Source organism: Bacillus sp. 05T31, assembly GCF_056396725.1.
Window position 1 is genome coordinate 1 of record NZ_JBFTMA010000179.1, and the last position, 7,032, is coordinate 7,032.

At 37.8% G+C, this 7,032-nt stretch carries 7 protein-coding genes; 1 reads left to right on the forward strand and 6 read right to left on the reverse strand.

Annotated elements, in window-relative coordinates; translation table 11 throughout:
- The 3 genes from hemH to AC1DJR_RS13205 all read right to left on the reverse strand — a co-directional run.
- The coding region (hemH, locus tag AC1DJR_RS13195) for a ferrochelatase (protein WP_477002779.1) at positions 1 to 714 on the reverse strand (714 nt) is incomplete at its 3' end.
- A 14-nt stretch (positions 715 to 728) separates the two neighbouring features.
- Entirely contained in the window at positions 729 to 1,775 is a 1,047-nt protein-coding gene (gene hemE, locus AC1DJR_RS13200; RefSeq protein ID WP_477002780.1) for a uroporphyrinogen decarboxylase, read from the reverse strand.
- 189 nt (positions 1,776 to 1,964) lie between these two features.
- Positions 1,965 to 4,082 carry a transglycosylase domain-containing protein gene (locus AC1DJR_RS13205; protein ID WP_429687814.1) on the reverse strand — a complete coding sequence of 706 codons (2,118 nt, stop codon included), beginning with the start codon at positions 4,080 to 4,082 and terminating at the stop codon, positions 1,965 to 1,967.
- A 127-nt stretch (positions 4,083 to 4,209) separates the two neighbouring features.
- Here AC1DJR_RS13205 and hmoB point away from each other — a divergent pair, with 127 nt between their 5' ends.
- Positions 4,210 to 4,713: a heme-degrading monooxygenase HmoB gene (gene hmoB, locus AC1DJR_RS13210; protein ID WP_002011151.1), complete on the forward strand. Its 504-nt coding sequence runs from the start codon at positions 4,210 to 4,212 to the stop codon at positions 4,711 to 4,713.
- A 128-nt stretch (positions 4,714 to 4,841) separates the two neighbouring features.
- Here hmoB and AC1DJR_RS13215 read toward each other — a convergent pair whose 3' ends face one another.
- From AC1DJR_RS13215 to AC1DJR_RS13225, 3 genes are all read right to left on the reverse strand, one after another.
- A complete protein-coding gene (locus tag AC1DJR_RS13215; protein ID WP_477002781.1) occupies positions 4,842 to 6,260 on the reverse strand; it encodes a PH domain-containing protein in 1,419 nt (472 codons plus the stop codon).
- Positions 6,253 to 6,729 (reverse strand): PH domain-containing protein, encoded by a 477-nt coding sequence (locus tag AC1DJR_RS13220; RefSeq protein ID WP_477002782.1) that lies wholly within the window; start codon positions 6,727 to 6,729, stop codon positions 6,253 to 6,255. Before AC1DJR_RS13220 ends, AC1DJR_RS13215 begins: the two co-directional genes overlap by 8 nt.
- An 84-nt stretch (positions 6,730 to 6,813) precedes the next feature.
- Positions 6,814 to 7,032: protoporphyrinogen oxidase (locus AC1DJR_RS13225; RefSeq protein ID WP_477002783.1), on the reverse strand; the 219-nt coding region annotated here is incomplete at its 5' end.

Genomic DNA, 7,032 nt, shown 5'->3' on the forward strand with positions numbered 1-7,032 from the left:
CGTTAAATCTTGTACATCTGGACCAATCCAAGGATCTGGTGTATTTCCGGCACTTTGCCAGCCAACTGCATAATTTGCTACTTCAGCACCACGTGCAATATAGTCAGCTGTTTCGTTTAATTGATCYGGRTATGGATCGCCRAGTGCGATAATTTTTTCTGGTAAGCTATGTGCAGATACGATTAACACTGCTTTTTCACGTTCTGCTTCTGACATACCGTTATATATACCTTTCACTGCATCGACCCAATACTGAATAAATTTCGGTTCTTTRTACCAGCTATCGATGCCRTGAATTGTTAAGTTTCCAAGTTTTTCTGCTTCTTCTTGCGCTCGTCCTACATAAGACTTCACGCTAAAAGTAGAATAGTGAGGGGCAAGAACGAGTGCAATTGCATCTTCTATTCCATCTTTATGCATAGCTTGTACTGCATCTTCAATGAACGGTTCAATATGTTTTAAACCAAGATACATGTGGTACTCTACTTCATCTTGCATTTCATTTAAACGCGTTTCTAACTTTTTAGCTTGCTCTAATGTAATAGTAGCTAAAGGAGAAATACCACCAATTGCACGGTAACGCTCTGTTAAATCTTCTAGCATTTCAGGACTTGGCTTTCTTCCTCTGCGAATATGTGTATAGTAACGTTCAATATCTTCTTCTTTATATGGCGTTCCGTATGCCATTACAAGCAAACCAATTTTCTTTTTCATACAGACAATCTCCTTTACTTCGCTAACTGTTCTTTAGAGTACTCATGAATAAATGTAGTTAAGCGTTTTAATGTATCTGGATTTACTTCTGGGAATACGCCGTGACCTAAGTTAAAGATATAACCTGGCTGCTTCATCCCTTGATCTAAAATACCTTTTACATGTTCTTCAATAACAGGCCAAGGCGCTARTAAGAATGAAGGGTCCATATTTCCTTGTACCGCCTTGTGAACACCACGTGCGCGTGCTTCTTCAATCGGTAAGCGCCAATCTAAACCTACTACATCAAGCGGTAAGTCGTGCCATTCATTCACTAAATGTGCAGCACCTACGCCGTGCATAATCATTGGAACACCCATCGGGCGAACTTCTGCAAAAATACGCTCCATCGCTGGTTTAATAAATATACGGTAATCCGCTACATTTACTGCTCCAACCCAAGAATCGAAAATTTGAACCGCTTTTACTCCTGCGTTAATTTGCGCTTTTAAATATGTAATAACCATATCTGCAAGCTTATCCATTAAAGCGAACCAAGCTTTCGGCTCTGCATACATAAACGCTTTCGTATTATGATAGTTACGAGAAGGACCGCCTTCAATCATATAGCTCGCTAACGTAAATGGAGCTCCTGAAAAACCGATTAACGGTACATCTAACATTTCTGTCGTTAATAAACGAATTGTATCTAGTATGTAAGGTACGTCATCTTCTGGATTGATTTCCCCTAGTTTTTCTACGTCTTGTAAAGAACGGATTGGAYTATCGATAACTGGACCAATGCCAGATTTAATTTCCACATCAACACCAATTGCAGGTAGTGGTGACATAATATCTTTATAAAGAATTGCTGCGTCTACGTTATATTGATCAACTGGCAACTTTGTAACGTAAGCGCACAACTCTGGATTATGTGYAATTTCAAATAAAGAATATTTCTCTTTTATCTTTCTATATTCCGGCTGTGAACGACCTGCTTGACGCATATACCATGCTGGTACATACTCTGTACGTTCCCCCCTACATGCTTTTAAAAATGTCTCATTTATAGTTCTTACCAAGACCCTAGCTCCCTTCCTTACCAATGCTTTTTCTTTAAATATGCTCTATTCCGATATTTATCTTTTTTTACTATACAGCTTGTAAAAACAAAATGCATAACATTATGTACGTTGTTCATGAAATTGACACAAATGTTCGTAAAACCGCTTACTATTTTCACAACATTCTTATTATAGCACAGAGAAAAACTACGGTTTAGCTACTTTTGACTTTTCTCCTTCACGGTTCGTTTGTGTGTTATATGGTACAACGTAAAAACTTGGTTTTGAGAATATATTAATAAACTTTTCCTCATATTTCCCTGTTCCTTTTGCCGTTCCAACGTGAGTATGAATTCCTTTTTCAACTTTATAAATCCGGTACATAATTCGCTCATCAGGAAGCGGCGTCCAGCTTAATTTCATCGCAAATAAACCGAAAGGACTAAATGCTAGTTTTGCTTCCACGTTTTGAATCTTATCTAAACGAATTGGCAGTCCAATTGTTTCAACACCTTTTGGCCTATGAAAACTCGCTTTATCTTGTATATTTGCTTTCGTTAAAATCTTTTTAAATAACATCGTTGCAGATGCATTTCCATCTTGTAATTGATGCTCTTTATCGGTGCGGTCATAGCCAATCCAAACTGCACCTACTAAATTCGGTGTATATCCAACGAACCACATATCACGCGCACCATTGTCATCATTCGGCAGTGAAGTTGTGCCTGTTTTTCCAGCTAAAGCTCCATTATATACGCCAGCTTTCGCCGTACCTTCTTTCACAACTCCTTCAAGCATCTTTGTCATATACCATGCCGTTTGCTTCGAAAAGACTTTCGTTTCAGCTTTTGATGATTCTCCAATGACTGCTCCGTGTCTATTTAATACTTTATCGATAACGTGCGGTTCGATAATATTCCCGTTTGCTAAAAAAGATCGGTACATTTTGACAAGATCAAATGGAGACACACCATTTTTCAGCCCGCCAAGTGCTGTGCTTAAACCTGAGTCCGCAATATGAACATTCCCTTTCTCTAAATATTGCTTTCCCTCATCTACCCCTAATTCATTTAATAAAGATACAGCTGGCACATTTGCTGATTCTAATACCGCATCGTACATCGTCATCTCTTTCTTATACTCATGATTATAATTTCGAGGTTCATAACCTTCAAACGAACTTTTTTCATTCGTTAATAAAGAATATGGATTATATTTCTTCGTCTCAAGTGCAGGTCCATATACGATAAGTGGCTTTAAAACAGAACCAGGCTGCCGCTTTGCAAAAACGCGATTAAGCCCTCTCGGAACATACTCTCTTCCGCCAATCGCGGCTTTAATTCCGCCAGTCTGATTATCCATTAATAAAAATGCACCTTGCGCCCCGTTTTCTTTACCAGGGAAATTTCTCGCATCTTGAAACTGGTTATATGCTACCTTTTGAACTTTTTCATCCATCGGTACGACAAACGTATATCCTCCGCGCAGTACTTCTTGATGCGATAAACCATATAAACGCGCCGCTTCATCTATAACCATATCGATATACGGCATATATGCGAGTTCACGTTCATCTGAATTTTTATAAAGAGCGATTGTTTTCCCTTGGTAACGAACACTATCTTCCGCTGTTAAATAGCCTTGTTTATGCATAAGTGACAAAACAAGATCACGGCGCCCTTTACTCTTTTCTAGGGATAAGTACGGTGAATAGCCATTTGGCGATTTCGGAAGCCCTGCAAGCATAGCTCCCTCTTCCACTGTTAAATCTTCTACATTTTTATTAAAATACAACTTTGCTGCCGCTTGAATACCATATGCCCCATGACCGAAATAAATATGGTTCATATACATTTCAAGAATTTGCTGCTTCGTATATTTTTGCTCTAATTGAAGAGAAATTGCGACCTCTTTCAATTTACGCGTAAATGTTTTTTCGCGAGTTAAAAAGACGTTTTTAGCTAGTTGCTGCGTAATCGTACTACCGCCTTCTACCTTCTCTCCAGCTAACGCGTCTTTATAAAGCGCCCGAAATATAGAAGGGTAATCAATTCCTTGATGCTCATAAAAACGAGAATCTTCYACAGCAATAAATGCTTGCTGCACGTACTTTGGAATTTCTTCAATCGGCACGAGCTCTCTATTTTCTACATATAACTTCGTAATTTCTTTTCCTTTCTGGTCAACGATACGTGATGAAGAGTGGAAAACAAGCTGCTTTTCATCCATCATATAGCCACCAGTTAACACAATAAGTTTATAGAGTACAATCGCTACTACGAACGTTGCTACCCCGCCTAATAAAGTCCACTTTGCTTTCTTCATACATCGGCCTTCTTTCCAAATGATGGTACATTTATTATTTGAAAAAGAAGTATCTTTATGTATATAATCTTCGAAGTTTTTTAAGAGAATTGATATAATAGAGACAAACCATAAAGGGGGCATTAAAATGAAGGCTATTATTTCATACGAAACACCTCTAGAACAAGCACATTTCACTGCAAAAAATAACGAAAAAGATATGTTTTATAAAGAAAATACTGAAGAATCTGTRGAATCSACACTTCAGTATGACGTATTAGACGCTGTTGGAGAATTTAAAGGACAATCTGGCTACATCGTTTGTAACAACATTTCTGTCACAGACGAAGGTCGCCCAGTATTTGAAAACCGATTCAAAAACCGCGCAGGCCTTATCGAAAACGAACCAGGATTCCAAGCGATCCGCGTTCTACGCCCATTAAGTAACGATACATATGTCATCTTAACGATGTGGGAAACAGAGCAAAACTTTAAAGACTGGACAGAATCACGTTCATTCGAAAACGCTCATAAAAAACGTCCTGCACAAGCAGAGGGACAAGCTCAGGCTCAGGCGCATCCACATGCAGAACAGCAAAAAAGTATTTTCTCGCGCCCGTCGTTCGTGACTACTTTTGATGTGTTAGTTTAAGTTTCTGAGTTTAGAGCCCGTGGTGCGTGAAATTATATGAGCGATTTACCGAATATATCTATCATATCTTTGAATATATCAACGATTCAACTAAAGATATCGATTTAACGACAAAAAAGGAAACACCATTACACACCGGTGTTTCCTTTTTCTTTATACCAATTATATATGCGAAGCGCGTCTTCTTTTCGCATATGCTTCACTTTATACCTCTGCCCCGCTACTGATACGGCAGCTGTACATAACTCGTCTTTCTTTTGAAAATACGCTTGATTGTATCCTACCGCTTGAACATGCCTTCTTCGCATGATCCCCGTATATTTCGCAAGGCCTCGGTATACCATGACTAATTGATTGTCTCGTATCATATAACCACCACTTTTATATCTAGCGTATGCAAGTATTGTAAATACAATAAATAGCGGTATAAGAACAAACAACGCAGTATGTTGTTTAAAATATATACTCGCACCAGCGATTGGCACAGCGAGCACAGCATTTGTAATCCAGCCCATTACGACGTAACGGCGTAATGCAGCCTTCGGTAAATGAACGATTTCCTCTTCTATTTCATATGGCAACTGTAAATAGGCAAGTAGCTGCTGTACATCTTTTTTCTTCATAAAAGGATGTAACATCACTTCATTCCCTGCCGCTTCTATACTTTGAATGACTTCCACTTCGACAGAGCAATAACCGAAAGGCTGGCGGAGAATTCCTTCTTTTACAGTAATCGCTTGAATGCGGTGTAATTTTAACACAAACTCTTTCTTATCAAATAACCCTTGMACRATACGAATTTCATTTCCGTTTCGCTCWATTTTAAAGTTCRCRTATTTTARTGCATARCCRGCYGTMGAAAYGACCCACGAAAYYGCCATTAAAATCGCGGCCATAACGATTAATTCATATACACCGTTATTCATCACATACGCTTCCACTTTATTTATGAGCCATTCTGGAAGAAATTGATTAAACTCTGTGTAAATAAGAAGTAATCCAGAAAACACTAATCCGAATCTACCAGACGTAATGGAAGCTACTAAAATCTCTTTCATCGTTAACTGATAAATCGTCTTACTTTCTTCTGCCATGGGTACTTCTTCACTCGCAGCGCTTCTTTTTTTATTTAATAAGGCAATTAGTTCCTTCGCTTCATCTTCTTTAATACCAGCTAACATCACTTCCGGCTCACTACCGCCGCCCGCTACTTCTATATTTAATTTCGTAAGCCCAAGCATTTGATAAATGACATTAGAAGATGTACTAATGTTTTGCACACGGTCTTTATTTAAATAACTTTCCTTCTTTACAAAAACACCGTGTTTTATATGTAAAATATTATTTTCAACCCAGTACACTTTGAAATACCATTTTATAGCTGAGAAAATTGCCATAATAAATAATACAAACAAAAGAACAAGATGTAAGAAATACCAAGGTTTTACTTCACCATCTGAACGAAATAAAACAAGAAAAATAAAAGGCAACAAAGTCGCAATTCGAATACCTAACAATATCGTGATCGGATGTTGCCTCTTATACACCCTCATCACTCACTTTCGCAAGCTCTCCAATTTGTCTTTTCAACTGCTCTGCTTCTTCTTTCGTTAAACCTGGAATACTATGAGAAGTTGCCGCTGTTGAAATATGTAATTCTGCTAAATTATACTTTCTCATAATTGGCCCTTGCTCAATCGTTACGTGCTGCACGCGAATCATCGGAATAAGTACGCGYTTYACAACGAACATTCCCTTTTGAATCTCAATCTCTCCTTCATTTAATCTGTAACTATAATAACGTTGACGTAAATTTGGAAATACAAAATAGTCGAGTGGTATGTATAGAACTGCTCCTGTCACTAACAATCCAAACAACCAGCCCCACCAGTTAAAGTTAATCATAAAAAATAAATACGCAATTACGACTGCTAGTATAACTGCCGCCCCAATTAAAGCATGAATTCTCCACACTTTTAGCATATTAGAATGAATCTCCTTTTCTAACGGCTGCATCTCATCACTCCAATTATATGAATTTATTAATTATATATTAGCAGAAAATAAGGTTTCATATACAGTTTTGTAAAATTATAGTTATCACATCGTATCAAGTACTTCTTTGAAATTCCCTTCATTAATGGAATACACTTGAAACTGAATGTAATCTATCTCATTCGTATTAGGACGAGCATATGGCAAAATGTTAAATTTAGAGGCAGATCTCCCTAACATATCCGTAACCATAAGAACAACATCTATATGCTCGAAATCTATACGAAAGACAACAGCCTCACCTGTACACTCATAACCTTGAAT